11 protein-coding genes, 16 tRNA genes and 3 rRNA genes are annotated in these 18,331 nt (G+C 41.7%); 3 read left to right on the plus strand and 27 right to left on the minus strand.

Going from position 1 to position 18,331, the window contains the following annotated elements:
• Positions 1–46: 46 nt before the first annotated feature.
• Complete coding sequence (locus FGL89_RS04685) at positions 47–775, plus strand: MIP/aquaporin family protein (protein ID WP_014973574.1); 729 nt, start codon at positions 47–49, stop codon at positions 773–775.
• Positions 776–839: 64 nt separating this feature from the next.
• On the opposite strand, the gene FGL89_RS04690 is transcribed toward FGL89_RS04685, so the two are convergent.
• From FGL89_RS04690 to FGL89_RS04705, 4 genes are all read right to left on the minus strand, one after another.
• Positions 840–1,757, minus strand: a complete 918-nt coding sequence (locus FGL89_RS04690) for an RluA family pseudouridine synthase (protein WP_014973573.1) — start codon at positions 1,755–1,757, stop codon at positions 840–842.
• Positions 1,757–2,215 (minus strand): MerR family transcriptional regulator, encoded by a 459-nt coding sequence (locus tag FGL89_RS04695; protein ID WP_014973572.1) that lies wholly within the window; start codon positions 2,213–2,215, stop codon positions 1,757–1,759. The genes FGL89_RS04690 and FGL89_RS04695 overlap by 1 nt, the downstream gene beginning before the upstream one ends.
• 45 nt (positions 2,216–2,260) lie before the next feature.
• Entirely contained in the window at positions 2,261–3,322 is a 1,062-nt protein-coding gene (locus tag FGL89_RS04700; protein WP_014973571.1) for a glycosyltransferase, read from the minus strand.
• Between the two features lie 100 nt (positions 3,323–3,422).
• A complete protein-coding gene (locus FGL89_RS04705; protein WP_014973570.1) occupies positions 3,423–5,633 on the minus strand; it encodes an LTA synthase family protein in 2,211 nt (736 codons plus the stop codon).
• Positions 5,634–5,682: 49 nt separating this feature from the next.
• Between FGL89_RS04705 and FGL89_RS04710 the strand changes: the two genes are divergently transcribed.
• Positions 5,683–6,123, plus strand: coding sequence for a GNAT family N-acetyltransferase (locus tag FGL89_RS04710; protein ID WP_014973569.1), 441 nt, complete (start codon positions 5,683–5,685; stop codon positions 6,121–6,123).
• Positions 6,124–6,185: 62 nt separating this feature from the next.
• On the opposite strand, the gene FGL89_RS04715 is transcribed toward FGL89_RS04710, so the two are convergent.
• The gene (locus FGL89_RS04715; protein ID WP_014973568.1) at positions 6,186–6,977 is read right to left on the minus strand and encodes a DUF6681 family protein; all 792 of its coding nucleotides are present in this window, start codon (positions 6,975–6,977) and stop codon (positions 6,186–6,188) included.
• Entirely contained in the window at positions 6,977–7,405 is a 429-nt protein-coding gene (locus tag FGL89_RS04720) for a hypothetical protein (protein ID WP_147000439.1), read from the minus strand. The genes FGL89_RS04715 and FGL89_RS04720 overlap by 1 nt, the downstream gene beginning before the upstream one ends.
• 272 nt (positions 7,406–7,677) lie before the next feature.
• Here FGL89_RS04720 and FGL89_RS04725 point away from each other — a divergent pair, with 272 nt between their 5' ends.
• On the plus strand, positions 7,678–8,451 hold the full coding sequence (locus tag FGL89_RS04725) for a TIGR01457 family HAD-type hydrolase (protein WP_014973566.1): 774 nt from the start codon (positions 7,678–7,680) through the stop codon (positions 8,449–8,451).
• A gap of 77 nt (positions 8,452–8,528) precedes the next feature.
• On the opposite strand, the gene FGL89_RS04730 is transcribed toward FGL89_RS04725, so the two are convergent.
• From FGL89_RS04730 to FGL89_RS04830, 21 genes are all read right to left on the minus strand, one after another.
• Positions 8,529–9,722, minus strand: coding sequence for an MFS transporter (locus FGL89_RS04730; protein WP_014973565.1), 1,194 nt, complete (start codon positions 9,720–9,722; stop codon positions 8,529–8,531).
• Between the two features lie 339 nt (positions 9,723–10,061).
• Positions 10,062–10,135: transfer RNA gene (locus tag FGL89_RS04735), tRNA-Ile, on the minus strand.
• Positions 10,136–10,158: 23 nt separating this feature from the next.
• A tRNA-Gly gene (locus FGL89_RS04740) sits at positions 10,159–10,229 on the minus strand.
• 32 nt (positions 10,230–10,261) lie between these two features.
• Positions 10,262–10,334 (minus strand) — tRNA-Phe (locus FGL89_RS04745).
• 23 nt (positions 10,335–10,357) lie between these two features.
• Positions 10,358–10,431: transfer RNA gene (locus tag FGL89_RS04750), tRNA-Asp, on the minus strand.
• 2 nt (positions 10,432–10,433) lie between these two features.
• A tRNA-Met gene (locus tag FGL89_RS04755) sits at positions 10,434–10,507 on the minus strand.
• Positions 10,508–10,533: 26 nt separating this feature from the next.
• Positions 10,534–10,623: transfer RNA gene (locus tag FGL89_RS04760), tRNA-Ser, on the minus strand.
• A 25-nt stretch (positions 10,624–10,648) separates the two neighbouring features.
• Positions 10,649–10,722 (minus strand) — tRNA-Ile (locus FGL89_RS04765).
• A 13-nt stretch (positions 10,723–10,735) separates the two neighbouring features.
• A tRNA-Met gene (locus FGL89_RS04770) sits at positions 10,736–10,809 on the minus strand.
• 27 nt (positions 10,810–10,836) lie between these two features.
• Positions 10,837–10,910 (minus strand) — tRNA-Pro (locus FGL89_RS04775).
• A 65-nt stretch (positions 10,911–10,975) separates the two neighbouring features.
• A tRNA-Arg gene (locus FGL89_RS04780) sits at positions 10,976–11,049 on the minus strand.
• A 5-nt stretch (positions 11,050–11,054) separates the two neighbouring features.
• Positions 11,055–11,138 (minus strand) — tRNA-Leu (locus FGL89_RS04785).
• A 5-nt stretch (positions 11,139–11,143) separates the two neighbouring features.
• A tRNA-Gly gene (locus FGL89_RS04790) sits at positions 11,144–11,215 on the minus strand.
• Between the two features lie 8 nt (positions 11,216–11,223).
• Positions 11,224–11,296: transfer RNA gene (locus tag FGL89_RS04795), tRNA-Thr, on the minus strand.
• Positions 11,297–11,335: 39 nt separating this feature from the next.
• Positions 11,336–11,408 (minus strand) — tRNA-Val (locus FGL89_RS04800).
• Between the two features lie 4 nt (positions 11,409–11,412).
• A tRNA-Ser gene (locus FGL89_RS04805) sits at positions 11,413–11,501 on the minus strand.
• Between the two features lie 52 nt (positions 11,502–11,553).
• Positions 11,554–11,670: ribosomal RNA gene (gene rrf / locus FGL89_RS04810) — 5S ribosomal RNA — on the minus strand.
• 97 nt (positions 11,671–11,767) lie between these two features.
• Positions 11,768–14,682: ribosomal RNA gene (locus FGL89_RS04815) — 23S ribosomal RNA — on the minus strand.
• A gap of 185 nt (positions 14,683–14,867) precedes the next feature.
• Positions 14,868–14,940 (minus strand) — tRNA-Ala (locus tag FGL89_RS04820).
• A 114-nt stretch (positions 14,941–15,054) separates the two neighbouring features.
• Positions 15,055–16,604, minus strand: a 16S ribosomal RNA gene (locus FGL89_RS04825).
• Together the 16S, 23S and 5S rRNA genes with 16 tRNA genes alongside form the textbook arrangement of a ribosomal RNA operon.
• A gap of 537 nt (positions 16,605–17,141) precedes the next feature.
• Entirely contained in the window at positions 17,142–18,323 is a 1,182-nt protein-coding gene (locus tag FGL89_RS04830) for a pyridoxal phosphate-dependent aminotransferase (RefSeq protein WP_014973564.1), read from the minus strand.
• Between the last annotated feature and the right edge of the window lie 8 nt (positions 18,324–18,331).

An 18,331-nucleotide genomic window follows, 5' to 3' on the forward strand; every position in this document is an offset into this window, starting at 1 on the left:
ATTAAATATATTGGTAATTTTAGATATATTAAGGAGAAAGATATTCATGCGTAAATACATCGCAGAATTTTTAGGAACATTTATTTTAGTGTTCGTCGGAACTGGTAGTGTCGTTTATTCATCCGCTACTGCACAATCACCCTTGACCATTGGTTTAGCCTTTGGTTTGGCTCTGATGGTGGCCATTTATGCCTTCGGTCATATTTCTGGTGGTCACTTCAACCCAGCTGTGTCATTATCAATGGCCATCCAAAAACGCCTATCTTGGCTTGATTTCGCTTGGTATGTTGTGGCGCAATTATTGGGTGCTATTGTGGCTTCAGCAGCTGTTCTAGGTGGTGTTGCCAGTTACTTAAAAACATCAACAGTGACTCAAGCTTTATCTGGTCAAAAAATGTCAGTTAAACAATTCATTGACTTAGCTGGTATGGGTCAAACAAACTTCACTGATGGTCAAGGTATTTCAGCTTTTGCATTTGAATTTGGTTTGACATTCTTGTTTGTTCTTGTTATTTCTATTGTGACTAAGCTTGCCAACGTGCCTGCACCAGTTGCGATCGGTTTATTCTTAGCTGTCTTAATCATTGTTGCATTGCCAATTACTGGCGGTGCATTCAACCCGGCTCGTGCTTTGTCACCAGCCATCTTCGTGCAAGGTAAGGCTTTGACCAATGTTTGGGTATACATTGTTGCCGACTTACTTGGTGGTGTCTTAGCAGCATTCGTAGCTAACTTCTTTAATTCAAAATCTGAAGCACCTGCTACCCAAGATTAATTCAACGTTTATTGATAAACAAAAAGAACATCTCATATGAGATGTTCTTTTTATTTATCAATACCTAATCAATCATCAGCTGTCTCGGAAAATCAACAGGCAACGCGCCAGTAATGATTTTATGACCACCATCAAAAGGCAATGGTAACTCAATACTGACAGAGTGTAACATCATACGCGTTGCTTCACTCTGTGAACCATACAGTGAGTCACCAATAATAGGGTGCCCAACGCTAGCGAGATGCACTCGAATTTGATGCATACGACCAGTTTCCAACTGTAAACGAAGAAGTGAATTTTGATAAACAGTATGAATACACGTCCAATGCGTTATTGCTGTTTGCGCATCTATACCATTAATCCACCGTTTGCGATCATTCAAGAAATCAACACCGATCGGCACATTAATGCTCCCATTTCGCTCGCCCATTGCACCTGTGACCCAGGCTAAATACGTACGCTTAATTTTTTTTTCAGATAATAATCGATTTAAAATTGGCACAACCACCGGATTCTTTGCCACGATAACTAGACCTGACGTTTCACGATCAATACGATGGACCATATAAGGCTTGGCCTGCGCACTCGCACTCAGCAGTTGCCGCATCTGAAAATTAGCGGCTAAATAGTTCAATAAGGTATCTGTTTCTGTTATTGAATGTGGGTGCATCTTCATACCAGCTGGTTTATCAACGATAACAAGATCATCATTTTCAAAAACAATCGCTACTTGTTGTTTATCGTTTGGTAAATAATGCGATTCACTCGTTCGAAAATCATCATTTTCAAACAAAAGCGTCAGCACATCACCTGTTTTTAATACATAATTCGTTGGTACCTCATGATCATTAACACGAAAATGTTGTTTCATTCGTAGTGCACCGCGAATACGTTGTGGAATAAGCCAACTAATAAATAGCGCTTTAATTGTTTTGCCAACCTGCCCATCGGAAACAGTGATTTGATAATGCCAACTTGTCATCATGTGCATTCATTATTTGCCGTATCGACCAAACGATATTTAATTTTATCGTCCTCAAGATAGGCATATAACCACTGTGTTTCTGTATCATCAAAGTATCCTAGATTAATTTTGGACTTATCGCCATCTATTTCTAGCCCTTGAAAAGCTACTTTCACGATTTGTTTAATAATCATAAAATTTTCGAACTGTTTTTCAGCAGCAATAACCGCGTCATGCAGTGATTCGCCATCATCTAAATGTTGTTTGATGATAGATACCTTAACATATGCGTGTAAACCATACAAACGTGACTCATTGTCACCACCGCGGTCAATAGCTAATACATAACCTTGCTTCTCCCAGTACCGTAACTGACGTGTCGATACACCTGTCATTCGTGCTAATTCACCAATTCGAAATCTCATATTCTCAAACGTCGGTTTTTTAAATTGTTTTAAATCTGATTCTTGATTCATATTCGAAAGCCTCTAATAATTTGATATATGCGATGAGTTATTTGTTCATTTTTCACTAAAAATCGTTTCCCATTGCGTTAAAATAGGTGCTATTTTAAAATCCTCAACACGTGCTAAACTTTGATCAGCATACGTCTGTCGTAACTTCTTATCATGCAATAATGGTGCAATTGCCTCATAGAATGCATTAACATCGCCATTATCAGTTAAAATACCATATTGCCCTTCATTTAACACTTCCGCTGCGCCTGTATTACGCATAGCCGCAATTGGCAAACCAAAGCTCATTGCTTCAGCTAAAACTAAAGGCAGCCCTTCCCAACGTGAAGTTTGTACAAATAAACTAGCATTTTGATAATGTGATCTTAACGCATCATCCTTCAAAGAACCTCTATAAATAATTTTGTTCTCAGCATGATATTTTTCAATCAATGACTTAAATATTGCCATATCTTCATCGCTACCACCACCTGCCATAGCTAGTTGCCAATCATCGGGTAGCTTAGCCGCTAACTGTACTGCAAAATCAATTCCCTTATGTTGAATGGCAATTCGAGCTGTAAAAGCAATCAGATGTTGCGATAAATCTGAGTGACCACTGGGCGTAATTGTTAATGGATTCCATATTTTAACGGTTCTATTATATTGAGAAAACCCAGATAAATCAGATTCCGTCAACGATACAATAACATCTAGGGCACGCAAACCAGCAATAAACTCGTCTTCGAGGTCAGCATAATACTGTTTTAAATAAGTCACGACATTATTATGCATCCAACCAATGAGCTGTGTATGAGGTAACGTTAAACGTGCCGCAAAACTTGACAATAGACCACCTGACAAAATAACGACATCAAAATCACTTGCTACTTGATTAAATTCTGAAATTTGGGTAGCAAACCGCTCAAAAGGCTTTGCGCCATTATCCAGTGTTACTGGTGTTTTACCGAAAATCAGCGGCGCTTCTAAATTATAAAATGGTTCTAAATCGGAAAAGCTATAATATGACACCTCATGATTTTCAACCAAAGCGTTACCAACAACAGTTGTCGCACGCTTCAAACCGCCTAAACCAATGTTTTCTAAAGCAATCAATATTTTTGTCATGTGCATCTCTCCCATGTGACATTGCCTCTATTGTACCAAAAAAGTCAACAAAAAAACCAACTGCTGACTATTTATACCACCAGCAATTGGTATTGTTGACTTACTCACTTTGACTCCAGTCATCTGCGTTCCTTGGCATCAAACGTGTTGAATCAGTTGTTTCATCATTTGCCTCAGGCGCGTCAGTGACATACTGACTCAGAGTCGATTTATTGCCATTTTTTGCCAATAAACTCTTTGAATATTGCCCGAGTGATTTATTTTGCTTTGTTAAACGATTTTGAGTTGCTATCTTACTATAGTTAAATTTATCAGCATCAATTGGTTTAAACTTTTTAGGTGTGTAAAAACGTAATAAGTTCTTTTGATTCAAATTATCTGACATTGCCAGTTTCTTGTTAACACTACTCTGAATATCATCAAATTTTTTCTGCAAACTCGCGCTTGGTTTCACAATGATCTCGTTTGTTTTAACAGACCAATAGCGCCCAGATAAACTCGCATAAGTTGGTGTAATCCAGTCCTTATTACGGAAAGCAACAACATTGGAACGATCTTTGCTCAATAGATCTTGTCCAAGTTGAATATAAGATTTAGTACTTATGCCTAACAAATGCTCAATTGTTGGGGCCACATCAATTTCACCACCAAACTGGTGATCAATATATCCCTTTTTCATACCAGGAATATGTACTATGAACGGCACACGTTGTAGATTCGCGTTATCCAAATCCCCCCATTTATCACTATCTTTGCCTAAAACAGAGGCTAAATACTTCGCATCTGTATTTGGAATACCATAATGATCGCCATACATGACTACCATTGTATTGTCATATAGACCAGATTTTTTCAAATAAGTAAAGAATTCTTTAACAGCTTCATCTAAGTAATGATTAGTCACAAAATAATTATCGACCAATGTCGATCCTGTATCTGATGTTACAAACTCTGGGTCTAAGTCTGCTCGATCTAAGGTAAATGGCGTATGGTTTGTCACAGTCAGATATTTCGCATAGAATGGCTGTTGCAATAATTCTAAATAAGGTACCGAATCACGGAATAATAACTTATCTTTTAAGCCCCATGTTGTGGCTTTTTTACCAGTAGAGTCAAAATAATCACTAGATATCCAATTTTGATATCCCATATGTTTATAAACATTATTACGATTCCAAAATGTACCTTGATTCCCATGGAACACAGCACTTGAATAGCCAGCACGTTGTTGCAAAATACCTGGCATGGCCTGAAAGGTTTGATCGTTGCCTAATTTGGAAAACAGCGATCCTTGTGGCAAACCAAAGGTAGAAGTTTCTAGCATGTTTTCAGCGTCCGAAGTTTTACCCTGCCCCACCTGATTAAAGAAATTATCAAAAGCAATTGTTCCTTGATCATGATAAATGCTATTCAAAAACGGTGTCACTTCTTGTCCATTAATGCGCCGATCAATTGACATTTGTTGGAAACTTTCCAAATGAAGTACAATAACGTTTTTACCCTTTGCCTTACCATAAAACTCAGGGTTAATTCCCGCATAGTGCTTGGAAACATAATCTTTTACCTGAGTTAATTCCTTTGGTGTTGCACTTTTACGTACCTGTTCTGTTTGGTATGTATTAAAAGCATCAAATATCGTAAATGGTCCGAGACCCAGATATTTAACCATATATTCTCGATCGAATTGACGTGTGAGTAGTTGTGGTCGATCAATATCGGAAAATAATAGGTTAGCCATGAAGATAAATACACCAACTGTAAATATTTTAAATGGCTTAAAACGTGGTAATAATTGATTATCAAACTTAATTTTTCGCAACACAAGCAAGACAATTAATATGATAATATCCACCCAAAATAAAATGTCATGAATATTAAAAGCTATCGCACCAGCTGCTTTTCCACCCTGATTCACTGTTTTATAGCCAAGTATCGTATTAATTGACATAAAATCCGAGAACTCACGAAAATAAATGACATTCAGATATAACAATAATGACATTAACCCATTTAAGATAATTAATGCCCCATAATAAATCGGCTTTGATTTAATAAACAAGATTAAACTAAAGAGCATCACAGTGAATCCAATTGGATTCACTAACATTAAAATAATTTGAAACAAGTCTTGAACATGTAACCACTGAAAATCGGCGCCATAAGCTAGAATAGTTTTAAGCGTTAAGAAAACAATTGTCCACATAAAAAAACCTATGCGGGTATTTAATTGATTTAACCAATTTTTAGGTGATAAAATATGATCCCAAAAATTATTTAAACTTTTTTTTGCTCGTTTTTTCATAATTTCCATTATACCAATAACCTATGCATCTTGTATAAAATCTTGTTATAATAACAGCATGACAATAAAAATCATACACCAAGTTGGATTAGGAAAAGTTCATGATGATGCACTTAAAATCCGTCAAGCCGTCTTTGTTGCCGAACAAGGCGTTAGTCTCGTTGATGAAATAGACACACCCAGCAATGAAGAATCTGCACGCCATTTTGTAGCCTATGTTGATGGTACCCTTGCGGCTACTGCACGTGCGTTAGAAGAAAAATCTGGTGTCTGGCATATTCAACGTGTCGCGACATTATACCCCTTACGTGGTAAGGGTTTTGGCGCTAATTTGATAGCTTTCATAGAAAATACTGCAACCAATTATGATATTCACACACTATATTTAGGTGCTCAAATTCAAGCCAAAGGATTTTATGAACGCCTTGGTTTTAGTGCTTATGGTGATGAATTTTTGGATGCTGGCATCTGGCATGTTCACATGAAAAAATCCTGTTAATTACCACTCGCTATGTATATAAAACCTCGACATACTAACTGATGTCGAGGTTTTATATTACCCTAACGTCTTTTTTCATAAGCGACTTCAACTTTCAGACTGTATGGCCCCTCAGTTTCAATCAACTCTGTCCGTGTTGCTGTATGACCAATGCCTCCATTGAGGACAACTGATGCTAGTGCAAGATGATATTTCTCCATCGCCTGTCGAGCTGGTACCATGCCAACCATGCTCAATGTCGCTAACTCACGTGCTTGCAATTGGTTAACACCCCCCATTATTTTTACCGTATTATCTGTTGTCACCATATCAAAATAAGGTAATAACGTGCCCGGATGGTTAGCAAAAATAATATCATGCTGTGCTATAATATGACGCTGTGCTTGCGTTCCAAGATGTCCATAATTAGTGCTCATCAATCCTAATTGCTCTAATTCAGTTGCTAAAAGGTCCATATTAGCCTGCTGTGTAGCGTTGGTATCGACTAAACCTGGCATAACATCTTGACGCTCATAAAGCCCATTAGCTGGCATAATAACTGTCTGCTGCTGTGTTTCTTCTTCAACATGAGGGCCTCCTAATAATTTTTCAATATACGGTGACACATCCCACTTTGTAACTGATTTTGTAAAATAATACAAAATATTTAAAAAGACAAAATATAATAACAGTATAAACACGCCAGCAATCAACGTGCCACGTAACCAACGCCCGTTGGCGAAGAAGCGATATGCCAAATACAATAGGTACCACACACCTATGGCGCTAACAACTGTATAAATACGCCCTTTTGTCTTTGAATTAGTGGTAAAATAACCAAGATAATGGTTTATCAGATCAAGAATTGTTAACATTATTGTGTTTCCTCCGAACTACTGGTGGCACTATTTTGTGAAACAGCTGAGGATGTATTAGCGCTTGATGTACTGCTATCTTTATTTTCTTGTTGTCCACTGCTAGTATCAGACGCATCTGATGAACTTACAGAAGAAGATGATGCATCACTGGCACTCGTTGTTGTTGCCGCTGATGACTCTGACGTTGATTCTGAAGACGCATCTGATGTACTATTACTACTACTCGACTTATCCACCATCTTTGAACTACTTGTTTGAGAATCGCTTTCTGAAGGCATCACACTACTTTGTTGTGGTGGTCTTTTACCACCTTCATTAGTTCCTGTCGCAACATTAACGGCTAAATTAGCCGCACTAATGGCAATAATAAATGAGACAATTGCTGAAGGTATTAAAAATGGGGGTGTTCGATTTTTTTTTGCCATGATTTCTCCAAAAGATTATTCGGCCATACATGATACAGCCCGAATTGCATAATTCTATTTTACTCGTTTGATATTATATCTGTATAAAAATGTCTTTAGAAAACGAAAACCCACAATTACTTGTGGGCGGACATTTTATAAAATGTTTTAGGAGATTTTATTTTAGGGAGATTGAGATTGGAGAGAAGTCCGTTGATTCGTTGTTTGATATCAACACTTGTTGATGTATATAATATAATTAATTGAAATTAAATGGAGATTAAATACAAAATATGAAAAAATACAAAGCTTATTTCATTGATTTAGATGGTACAATTTATCGTGGTAAAACAAAATACCCTAGTGGCAAACGATTTATTGATCGTTTAAAAAAAGAAAATATACCTTACCTATTTGTTACGAATAATTCTACTAAAAGCCCTGCTGATGTCGCGGCCAATTTAACTACTAATCATGATATCACCACTACTCCAGATCAAATATACACTAGTGCGCTGGCAACAGCTGATTATTTGATAACTATCCTACCACCACATGCTAAAATATATGTCATTGGTGAGCCTGGATTATGCGAAGCCTTATTAAACGCAGGCTTTAATTTATCATCTGATACAGATGTACAAGCAGTCATTGTTGGTTTAGATCGTGATATTAACTACGAAAAACTAACAGTCGCCACATTAGCGATTAATGCCGGTGCAAAATTTATCGCCACAAACCGTGATACAAATTTGCCAACAGAACGTGGTATGACTCCTGGAGCTGGCGCCTTAATTGCTGCCGTTCAAACAGCGACACAAACTACCCCAATAGTCATTGCAAAACCCGAATCTCCTATTATGACTGGTGCCTTAAAACGTATGAATTTGCAAAAATTAGACGTTATCATGGTTGGCGACAATTATAATACAGATATTCTGGCAGGCATTAATAATGATATTGACACGCTATTGGTTTATTCTGGTGTCTCAACACACGAACAAATTCAAAATACCTCTGTTAAACCTACCCACGAAGTAGAAACACTTGATGATTGGCAATTATAAAATAGCAAAAACCCATTGGTTGTATTTTTATACCACCAATGGGTTTTTGCTATTTTTTTATTTTAAATGACAGACATTTAGGCTAATTTTTTAGCAGGTTGTGAACTCTTTTTACCTGACTTATAGAAAAGAAGATAAAGAATTGCAGATACTACTGGAATTGCTGCTGCAATAAAGTATAATCCTCTAAATGAAACTTGTCCGTGCAATGCACCAAAGACATATGGTCCTACACCTAAACCAAGATCCAAACCGATGAAGTAGGTTGACAGCGCAATACCAATTCGATGACTAGATACCAATTTCAAAGTAACTGCCTGTCCATTGGACATAAATGTACCATATCCCAAACCAATAAATGCACCTGATACTAATAACATTAATCCATTCGTGGTCAATCCTAGCACGATTAAACCAAGTGTCAAGAAAATGTAACTCGGATACATCACATAGTTTTCACCATAGCGATCAAAGATACGACCAGACATAGGACGTGTTACCGTCACTATACCAGCATAAACTACGAAGAAGAATGAACTAATCGATACAAGATTTATGCTTTGTGCATATGATGCTAAGAAAGATAGCACACTTGAATACGAGAGCCCCATCAAAAATCCAATGAAAGCAATCAATAATACTTTATATTCAATAAAACTTGAAACTTTCCAAGACTTTAATTCTGCTAAATGTTCTGCAGTTAATTTCACATTATTAATTTGAATAGCAAACAGCGCAATCATTGACAAAGCAATCATAGCAACTGATAGCAACACAATAAAGTGGAAACTCGTCATATTTAACAACAGCAAACCAATAAACGGTCCGATAGCTGCAGCTAAACTCGTACTTAATCCGTAATAGTTAATACCTTCACCTTTACGATTTTCAGGAATAAATTCGGTAACAATAGCATTTAATGCTGTTGATGTCATTCCATACGCAAATCCGTTTAATAAACGAACAATATCTAAGGTACCTATAGTTGGTATTGTTAAGTAAGCAATTGTAGTAATTAAATAAAAAATCACTCCCCAACGTGCTACGCGTTTTCGTCCGATTAATTCTAGTTCTTTTCCCATAATTAATCGTGCTAGCAGGGTACCAATAATGTAAATTCCTGATGCCATTCCAGCTTGTCCAAAACTCGCATGTAATTCATTGTGTGCAATGACCGCAATAATAACCATCATTAGATAATACACAAGATACACAATAAAGTTAATAATCGTAATTGTAATAAAACCTTTATTAAATAATTTGTCTTCCATAAGTCCATTCTCAATTTTTCACCGACACAACATTTTTTTCAAGAAAATATTGCTACGTGGGTGATGGGGACAATCTTAATACGGTCTTTACGCTATCCATTTTCAGAAACCTTCATTCATTTTTGCACTATTCTTTACACAAACAATTGTAAATAAAAAACGGCTGTTCTTAGAGTACCACTTTTTCACAAGCAGCGCAAAAAAATTTCACAATCTCATTTAATTGTAAAGTACGTTGACAACTAGGAGTTAATCAATAGACAATTAAATAAATAGTTAGTGAAATATTATTTTCAAAGACAAAAAAAGCAAGGCACTCACGTGACTTGCTTCATCTGATGGGCCTGACAGGACTCGAACCTGTGACCCCTGCGTTATCAACACAGTGCTCTAACCAACTGAGCTACAGGCCCTCTTTCTATGCATACCGCATAAAAGCGAATGACGGGAATCGAACCCGCATAGCCAGCTTGGAAGGCTGGAATTCTACCATTGAACTACATTCGCAGATCCTTTGTCGGATACACTCTGTGTATCTATGGCGCTGGACGGAATCGAACCGCCGACACTACGAGCTTCAATCGTATGCTCTACCAACTGAGCTACAGCGCCATCTTAGTACTGCTCATACTAAACGGTCACAGCGGGGCTCGAACCCGCGATCTCCTGCGTGACAGGCAGGCGTCCTAACCAGCTAGACCATGCGACCAATTGCGGGAGCAGGATTTGAACCTACGACCTTCGGGTTATGGGCCCGACGAGCTACCAGACTGCTCCATCCCGCGATAATTTTAATCGGTATCTCTACCTAAGGAGAATGTGGGATTCGAACCCACGCGCCGATTTCTCGACCTGACGGTTTTCAAGACCGTTCCCTTCAGCCAGACTTGGGTAATTCTCCATTGTTTCAATACAGTAGTCCTGCATGGACCTTGTTGGACTCGAACCAACGACCGGACGGTTATGAGCCGTCTGCTCTAACCAACTGAGCTAAAGGTCCTATATCGAGCCTATCGCGGCAGGGGGGATCGAACCCTCGACCTCCCGGGTATGAACCGGACGCTCTAGCCAGCTGAGCTACACCGCGATCTTCTTTGACAACTTTTATTGCCAATCGGGACGACAGGATTCGAACCTGCGACCCCCTGGTCCCAAACCAGGTGCTCTACCAAGCTGAGCTACGTCCCGAAAAGTTCTACGAGAGCTTTTGCCCCTTTAAACTTAAAAAAGAGTTTGAATTCCTTCAACCTCTATGCACCTAGCAGGAGTCGAACCTGCAACCTCCTGATTCGTAGTCAGACGCTCTATCCAATTGCGCTATAGGTGCATATATGCCGGCGACCGGGATCGAACCGGTACGATATCTCTATCGCAGGATTTTAAGTCCTGTGCGTCTGCCTATTCCGCCACGCCGGCATAGAAGCGGAAGACGGGATTCGAACCCGCGACCCCCACCATGGCAAGGTGATGTTCTACCACTGAACTACTTCCGCAGAAATCATGCCGACTAAAGGACTCGAACCTTCGACCCCCGCTTTACAAGAGCGGTGCTCTACCAACTGAGCTAAGTCGGCATCCTTTTATCCCGGCGTGCCGGTCTTGACTTTCGCCAATGGACGCTACAGGGATCGAACCTGTGACCCCCTGCTTGTAAGGCAGGTGCTCTCCCAGCTGAGCTAAGCGTCCATAATGGAGAGGAAGGGATTCGAACCCTCGAAACAATTCCTTGTTTACATGGTTTCCAACCATGCTCCTTCGGCCAGACTCGGACACCTCTCCAAATCTTCCTAACTCTCTACTTCTCTGTTGTAACTTTCGCTACCTATGTACGGCACCGCATCTTCCTATCCTCGCAGCCAGCGATCCGGCAACTACTTTCGGCGTGATAGAGCTTAACTTCTGTGTTCGGGATGGGAACAGGTGTGTCCTCTATGCTATCAATACGACACCTTTGAGTTATTCACTCAAAACTAAATAGTATCAAATTCTTCCTTTAATTAAACCACTCATAATTGCTTTGTGTCTACATTCCTGTAAACTAGACTTTGGTTAAGTCCTCGACCGATTAGTACTAGTCCGCTTCATACATCACTGTACGTCCACTTCTAGCCTATCTACCTCATCATCTCTAAGGGGTCTTACTCTATAAATAGATGGGAAATCTCATCTCGAGGCGAGTTTCACACTTAGATGCTTTCAGCGTTTATCTCATCCAAACATAGCTACCCAGCAATGCTCCTGGCGGAACAACTGGTACACCAGCGGTTTGTTCACCCCGGTCCTCTCGTACTAAGGGCAACTCCTCTCAAATTTCCTGCGCCCGCGACGGATAGGGACCGAACTGTCTCACGACGTTCTGAACCCAGCTCGCGTACCGCTTTAATGGGCGAACAGCCCAACCCTTGGGACCGACTACAGCCCCAGGATGCGATGAGCCGACATCGAGGTGCCAAACCTCCCCGTCGATGTGGACTCTTGGGGGAGATGAGCCTGTTATCCCCAGGGTAGCTTTTATCCGTTGAGCGATGGCCCTTCCATGCGGAACCACCGGATCACTAAGTCCTACTTTCGTACCTGCTCGAGTTGTAGCTCTCACAGTCAAGCTTGCTTATGCCTTTACACGCTACGAATGATTTCCAACCATTCTGAGCAAACCTTTGAGCGCCTCCGTTACCTTTTAGGAGGCGACCGCCCCAGTCAAACTGCCCGCCAGACACTGTCCACGATCACGTTAAGTGACCAGTGTTAGAATGTTCATACAACGAGGGTAGTATCCCACCGTTCGACTCCAACTAGACTGGCGTCCAATTTTCTACGTCTCCTACCTATTCTGTACAAGCAGCACAAACATTCAATATCAAGCTACAGTAAAGCTCCATGGGGTCTTTCCGTCCTGTCGCGGGTAACCCGCATCTTCACGGGTATTTAAATTTCACCGAGTCCCTCGTTGAGACAGTGCCCAGATCGTTACGCCTTTCGTGCGGGTCGGAACTTACCCGACAAGGAATTTCGCTACCTTAGGACCGTTATAGTTACGGCCGCCGTTTACTGGGGCTTCAATTCGTACCTTCGCCGAAGCTAAGCACTCCTTTTAACCTTCCAGCACCGGGCAGGCGTCAGCCCCTATACTTCATCTTACGATTTTGCAGAAACCTGTGTTTTTGATAAACAGTCGCCTGGGCCTATTCACTGCGGCTCATGTTTTACCATGAGCACCCCTTCTCCCGAAGTTACGGGGTCATTTTGCCGAGTTCCTTAACGAGGGTTCTCTCGCTCACCTTAGTGTTCTCCACTCGACTACCTGTGTCGGTTTGCGGTACGGGCAGTGTAATACTTCCTAGAAGCTTTTCTCGGCAGTGTGACATCTCAGACTTCTCTACTTTATTTCGATCCGCATCACAGCTTGTTCTTGTAGATAAAAGCATTTCACTCTTATCAAAACTTACTGCTTGCACGTACATATCCATCAGTACGCTTCTGATAGCCTCCTGCGTCCCTCCATCGGTCAAACGCATTACTACTGGTACAGGAATCTCAACCTGTTATCCATCGACTACGCTTCTCAGCCTCGCCTTAGGTCCCGACTAACCCTGGGAGGACGAGCCTTCCCCAGGAAACCTTAGTCATTCGGTGGACAGGATTCTCACCTGTCTTTCGCTACTCATACCGGCATTCTCACTTGTAAGCGCTCCAGTAGTCCTTACAGTCTACCTTCATTGCCCTTACAACGCTCTCCTATCGCGTGCTTACGCACACCCGCAGTTTCGGTAATATGTTTAGCCCCGGTACATTTTCCGCGCAATGGCACTCGACTAGTGAGCTATTACGCACTCTTTAAATGTTGGCTGCTTCTAAGCCAACATCCTAGTTGTCTATGCACTATCACATCGTTTTCCACTTAACATATATTTAGGGACCTTAACTGGCGATCTGGGCTGTTCCCCTTTCGACGGTGGATCTTATCACTCATCGTCTGACTCCCATTCATACATATCTGGCATTCGGAGTTTATCAAACTTTGGTAACCCGAGATGGGCCCCTAGGCTTAACAGTGCTCTACCTCCAGTATGCTTATAATGAGGCTAGCCCTAAAGCTATTTCGGAGAGAACCAGCTATCTCCAAGTTCGTTTGGAATTTCACCGCTACCCACAGTTCATCCGAGCATTTTTTAACATGCACCGGTTCGGACCTCCAGTAAGTTTTACCTCACCTTCATCCTGACCATGGGTAGGTCACCTGGTTTCGGGTCTACAACATCGTACTATTCGCGCTATTCACACTCGCTTTCGCTACGGCTCCGGTCTTTTCTCCTTAACCTTGCACGATATCGTAACTCGCCGGTTCATTCTACAAAAGGCACGCCATCACCCATTAACGGGCTCTGACTTCTTGTAGGCGTCGTGGTTTCAGGAACTATTTCACTCCCCTTCCGGGGTGCTTTTCACCTTTCCCTCACGGTACTGGTTCACTATCGGTCACTAGGGAGTATTTAGCCTTACGGGATGGTCCCCGCAGATTCCGACCGGATTTCACGTGTCCGGCCGTACTCAGGATCCTGAAAAGAGTGTGCTTTATTTCGCTTACGGGGCTATCACCCTCTATAGCCAAGCTTCCCAACTTGTTCTGCTATAAAACACTTTTGTAACTCTTATATATCAGTCCTACAACCCCAGAATGCAAGCACTCTGGTTTGGGCTCTTCCCCGTTCGCTCGCCGCTACTTAGGGAATCGATTTTTCTTTCTGCTCCTGCTGCTAATGAGATGTTTCAGTTCACAGCGTATTCCGTCTCATATCCTATATATTCAGATATGGACAACTCTTTGCGAGTTGGGTTTCCCCATTCGGAAATCTCTGGGTCATAGCGTACTTACCGCTCACCAAAGCTTATCGTAGTTAGTTACGTCCTTCATCGGCTCCTAGTGCCAAGGCATCCACCACGCGCCCTTATTAACTTAACCTATACAACCGAAGTTGTGGTTCAAGTTTATGAGTTGGTCGTTTTTCAGACCTGCGATTAAACCGTTCTTTTTAAAGAACTTTTTTGTGTTGTTTCTCGGTTCAATTTATAATTAAAAATTATTAAAAGAATTTGTTACTATTCAGTTTTCAATGTACAACCACGACAACTGCTGCCAGTTGCCTATGGAGAATAGCGGGATCGAACCGCTGACCCCCTGCTTGCAAAGCAGGTGCTCTCCCAGCTGAGCTAATTCCCCATAGGTTCATCTTTGACCATGATACCTATAACAGTACCACACTCAAAACTAAACAAAACTTTGAACGTTACGAACTTGACACTGAAGTCACTGTCGTTTTCCGATTATCCTTAGAAAGGAGGTGATCCAGCCGCAGGTTCTCCTACGGCTACCTTGTTACGACTTCACCCCAGTCATCTGTCCTGCCTTAGACGGTTCCCTCCTTACGGTTAGGCCACCGGCTTTGGGCATTACAAACTTCCATGGTGTGACGGGCGGTGTGTACAAGACCCGGGAACGTATTCACCGCGGCGTGCTGATCCGCGATTACTAGCGATTCCGACTTCGTGCAGTCGAGTTGCAGACTGCAGTCCGAACTGAGACGTACTTTAAGAGATTAGCTCACCTTCGCAGGTTGGCAACTCGTTGTATACGCCATTGTAGCACGTGTGTAGCCCAGGTCATAAGGGGCATGATGATCTGACGTCGTCCCCGCCTTCCTCCGGTTTGTCACCGGCAGTCTCGCTAGAGTGCCCATCTGAATGCTGGCAACTAACAATAAGGGTTGCGCTCGTTGCGGGACTTAACCCAACATCTCACGACACGAGCTGACGACGACCATGCACCACCTGTCACTTTGTCTCCGAAGAGAACACTTCTATTTCTAAAAGCTTCAAAGGATGTCAAGACCTGGTAAGGTTCTTCGCGTTGCTTCGAATTAAACCACATGCTCCACCGCTTGTGCGGGTCCCCGTCAATTCCTTTGAGTTTCAACCTTGCGGTCGTACTCCCCAGGCGGAACACTTAATGCGTTAGCTTCGGCACTAAGAGGCGGAAACCTCCTAACACCTAGTGTTCATCGTTTACGGTGTGGACTACCAGGGTATCTAATCCTGTTTGCTACCCACACTTTCGAGCCTCAACGTCAGTTACAGTCCAGTAAGCCGCCTTCGCCGCTGGTGTTCTTCCATATATCTACGCATTCCACCGCTACACATGGAGTTCCACTTACCTCTACTGCACTCAAGTTAACCAGTTTCCAATGCCTTTCCGGAGTTGAGCTCCGGGCTTTCACATCAGACTTAACCAACCGTCTGCGCTCGCTTTACGCCCAATAAATCCGGATAACGCTCGGGACATACGTATTACCGCGGCTGCTGGCACGTATTTAGCCGTCCCTTTCTGGTATGGTACCGTCAGGCTAAGGTCATTCCCTACCTTAACTTTTCTTCCCATACAACAGTGCTTTACGACCCGAAAGCCTTCATCACACACGCGGCGTTGCTCCATCAGGCTTTCGCCCATTGTGGAAGATTCCCTACTGCAGCCTCCCGTAGGAGTTTGGGCCGTGTCTCAGTCCCAATGTGGCCGATCAGTCTCTCAACTCGGCTATGCATCATTGTCTTGGTAGGCCTTTACCCCACCAACTAACTAATGCACCGCGGATCCATCTCTAGGTGACGCCGTAGCGCCTTTTAACCTGGTATCATGCGATACTAAGTTTTATTCGGTATTAGCATCTGTTTCCAAATGTTATCCCCAGCCTTGAGGCAGGTTGTCCACGTGTTACTCACCCGTTCGCCACTCACTTGAAAGGTGCAAGCACCTTTCGCTGTGCGTTCGACTTGCATGTATTAGGCACGCCGCCAGCGTTCATCCTGAGCCAGGATCAAACTCTCAATTTAGAAAATTTGAAGATTGCTCTTCGATTAAACTGACTATATTTCGCTATATCTCTATAACGTAATCCGTTTATTGTTTGTTACGAATTGACTTCGCAAATTTGTTTCGTTATTACTTCTAATAACAACAACAGATTCGTTTGTTCAAAGTTTTGTTCAGTTTTCAATGTGCTACTTGTTGTCGCTGTGACAACTATATTATCATACCACGCTCGGTTTCGTTTGTCAACACCTTTGTTTTGAGAAGTTTCCTCCTCGCTACGCTCGCTCTGACGCCCTGCACCGCTTTCGCTATTTGACAACTATACTATCTTACTGCGTCTTGTTTCACTTGTCAACACTTTTGTTAGCGCTTCTTTCGCACTCACCTGCCACTGACTTGCCCTTAAGACATCTTCTAATATACCAACTTTCTCCCCCTCCGTCAATCTCTTTCTCTCACTCTTTTTCTTTCCCTTACTCTTTCTCCCTAACCCCCCTCTTCCGTTCGCTTTTTCTCCCGGTTTTCCTCATTACTACTTACTCTCGTTCATGTTTTATCTATTTGAAAATTTGCAGTTTACCAATGCGTTCAGCTGCTTCAATTAATCTGGCCTCGTCAATTGTTAACCCAACTCTTATATAACCTTCTCCAGCATCCCCAAATCCAGAGGCATCGGCTACCGCCACGTTTGCCTCTTCCAACAAGAGTTCTGCAAATTCTGCAGAACTATACCCTTTGGGTACTGGCATTAAAACATAAAATGCACCTTTAGGTACATAGGGTTCCCACCCATATGCTCTCACTGCGTTCACAAAAGCATCACGTCGTTTTTGATAGACAGTATTCAACTTTGCAATAGCTTTTTGACGTTCAGATATATTTGTCAATGCTTCGACTGCTGCATCTTGAATAGCTGGAAATAATGAAACAAACAAGTGATCTTGTATGACATTAATTGCCTCGATCATATCTGCATTACCAACAGCAAAACCTATTCGCCATCCTGCCATATTAAAAGTCTTTGAAAAGGTATAGGTTTCAATACCAACATCCTTGGCACCGGCTGTTTGCAAAAAAGATAGTGGTTTGTATCCATCAAATCCGATGGCACCATATGCAAAATCTGATACGATACCTACTTCATTATTAACCGCAAAATTGACTGTTTCTTCATAAAAATGATCTGTCGCTACTGCACCAGTTGGATTATTAGGATAATTCAGGTATAAGAATTTTGCTTTTTTCGCAGTTTCCGAATCAATTGCTGTGTAATCAACAAGGAAATCGTTTTCACGCGTCAATGGCAAGAAATCACAATGCACTTGCCCTAAAGCAGCACCTGATAAATAATCCGGGTACCCAGGATTAGGTAATAATAACGTTTCACCCGGATTCATCAGCGCCCATGGTAATTCCACTAAACCAATCTTACTCCCAGCTAGAATGGCTACTTCTGTTTCAGGGTCTAACATTACGCCATATTCTTCTTTATAAAAATCAACAATAGCTTGTTTCAACCGATGTTCACCACGAAAAAGAGAATACTTATGATCCCCACTATTGGCTGTTGCTTCTTGCATTGCTCGGACAATGTATTCAGGTGTCGGTTGGTCAGGGTTCCCCTGGCCAAGATTAATCACATCAGCGCCTGCTGAAATTTTGGCATTCACTTTAGCAACTAATGATGCAAAAAACTGCTTTGGCAATGTTTTAAGTAACTCTGATTTTTCAAAATGCATATTTTCAC

This window comes from Leuconostoc carnosum, from assembly GCF_007954525.1.
Lineage (GTDB): Bacteria > Bacillota > Bacilli > Lactobacillales > Lactobacillaceae > Leuconostoc > Leuconostoc carnosum.

Bases quoted from the DNA above. Each gene is read 5' to 3' on its own strand.
- FGL89_RS04685 (WP_014973574.1), top strand. From the start codon at position 47: ATGCGTAAATACATCGCAGAATTTTTAGGAACATTTATTTTAGTGTTC.
- FGL89_RS04690 (WP_014973573.1), bottom strand. From the start codon at position 1,757: ATGACAAGTTGGCATTATCAAATCACTGTTTCCGATGGGCAGGTTGGC.
- FGL89_RS04695 (WP_014973572.1), bottom strand. From the start codon at position 2,215: ATGAATCAAGAATCAGATTTAAAACAATTTAAAAAACCGACGTTTGAG.
- FGL89_RS04700 (WP_014973571.1), bottom strand. From the start codon at position 3,322: ATGACAAAAATATTGATTGCTTTAGAAAACATTGGTTTAGGCGGTTTG.
- FGL89_RS04705 (WP_014973570.1), bottom strand. From the start codon at position 5,633: ATGGAAATTATGAAAAAACGAGCAAAAAAAAGTTTAAATAATTTTTGG.
- FGL89_RS04710 (WP_014973569.1), top strand. From the start codon at position 5,683: ATGACAATAAAAATCATACACCAAGTTGGATTAGGAAAAGTTCATGAT.
- FGL89_RS04715 (WP_014973568.1), bottom strand. From the start codon at position 6,977: ATGTTAACAATTCTTGATCTGATAAACCATTATCTTGGTTATTTTACC.
- FGL89_RS04720 (WP_147000439.1), bottom strand. From the start codon at position 7,405: ATGGCAAAAAAAAATCGAACACCCCCATTTTTAATACCTTCAGCAATT.
- FGL89_RS04725 (WP_014973566.1), top strand. From the start codon at position 7,678: ATGAAAAAATACAAAGCTTATTTCATTGATTTAGATGGTACAATTTAT.
- FGL89_RS04730 (WP_014973565.1), bottom strand. From the start codon at position 9,722: ATGGAAGACAAATTATTTAATAAAGGTTTTATTACAATTACGATTATT.
- FGL89_RS04830 (WP_014973564.1), bottom strand. From the start codon at position 18,323: ATGCATTTTGAAAAATCAGAGTTACTTAAAACATTGCCAAAGCAGTTT.